Here is a 1,258-nt window from a genome sequence, read left to right as displayed (position 1 = left end):
TTCGGCCTACTTTAATTGAGCATATCTGCTCGGCCATTAAAAGATGTGCACTCACTTCCTCTGAACTCCCACTCGGCTTCAATGAGCCATCGAATTGCCTAGGGTAAGTGAGTCGATTTTATCTGCTTTGTTTTAATAGTCTGCGCAACGCTTTGGGTGTGCCTGTTACAAACGGTTTATGTTTCTTAACTCGTTATTCAATTGTTAACTTTGATACTGTGATTCAGAGCTGCTCAGTAAGCGCCATGCAATTCTTGCAAGCTTATTGGCCAACGCAACGACTATCTTATTTGGGTGTTTTCCATTGCTTTTCATGCGTTTCACCCAGTCAGCTAGGCGACCCGTGGATTCTTCCTTCAGTAAAACCCGATAGGCCGCTCTAGCACCGTGCACCAACTGCTTTCTCAGGTGTTTATTGCCTTGCTTACTTATGCCATTTAAACGCTCTTTTTCACCACTCGATGCTTGCTTGGGGACTAGGCCTAGTGAAGCGGCCACGTGACGGCCACTAGCAAAACGCTTTGGATCACCGATATAGCACCATAGCAATGAAGCATTGATTACTCCTAATCCAGGAACTGCCATGAGTTTCTGACACTCCGTACTGTCTTTTGAGTACTCCTTCAAAATCTGGTCATAACGCTTAACATGTGCTTCTTTTTCTAACCATTGTGATCGTAAGTCAGCCAATAACAATCGCCCTCGATAGGTAATAGGCTGCTCAGCATCTTCCAACAAAGCAGGAAGTAAATTCTTGATTGCGGCTTCGCCGGTTGGGATGACGACGCCCATATCTGCTAGCAAACCACGTATTTCATTACTGGTTGCCACCCGCTCACGAACCAGCCGCTCTCGCACTCGATGAATCGCTTGCAGATCTAATTGCTCCTCACTTTTAACCGAGACAGATGGAATCGATGGCAGTGAAGCTGCTAAAGCGATTGCGGCAGCATCTCGCTGATCATTCTTATTAACCTGAACAAAGGGTTTTACATATTGAGGGGAGATCAGTTTAACTTGATGCCCCATCGCCATAAATTGTCGTGCCCATGCATGAGCACCAATGCAGGCTTCCATGGCGATTAAACAAGGAGACAGATTAGCGACTGAATTTCCAAGCTCTTCCCGTCGCAGCCTTTTCTTTAAAACCTGTTTCCCTTGCTTATTCTGACCATGCAATTGGAAAACATTTTTCGCCAAATCGATGCTTAAGATGCTAATGTTCTTCATAGGACTCGCTCCTTTTAACTTAGATGCC

At 45.4% G+C, this 1,258-nt stretch carries 1 protein-coding gene; it reads right to left on the bottom strand.

What is annotated here, in order from left to right:
- Positions 1-204: 204 nt before the first annotated feature.
- Entirely contained in the window at positions 205-1,230 is a 1,026-nt protein-coding gene (locus tag ACFQ45_RS17575) for an IS110 family RNA-guided transposase (protein WP_377370086.1), read from the bottom strand.
- Positions 1,231-1,258: the final 28 nt, after the last annotated feature.

Source organism: Rhodanobacter aciditrophus (assembly GCF_042679525.1).
GTDB classification, from domain to species: domain Bacteria; phylum Pseudomonadota; class Gammaproteobacteria; order Pseudomonadales; family Marinomonadaceae; genus Marinomonas; species Marinomonas aciditrophus.
Note: the sequence above shows the minus strand (reverse complement) of the source record. Positions and strands in the feature narration are given on the sequence as shown.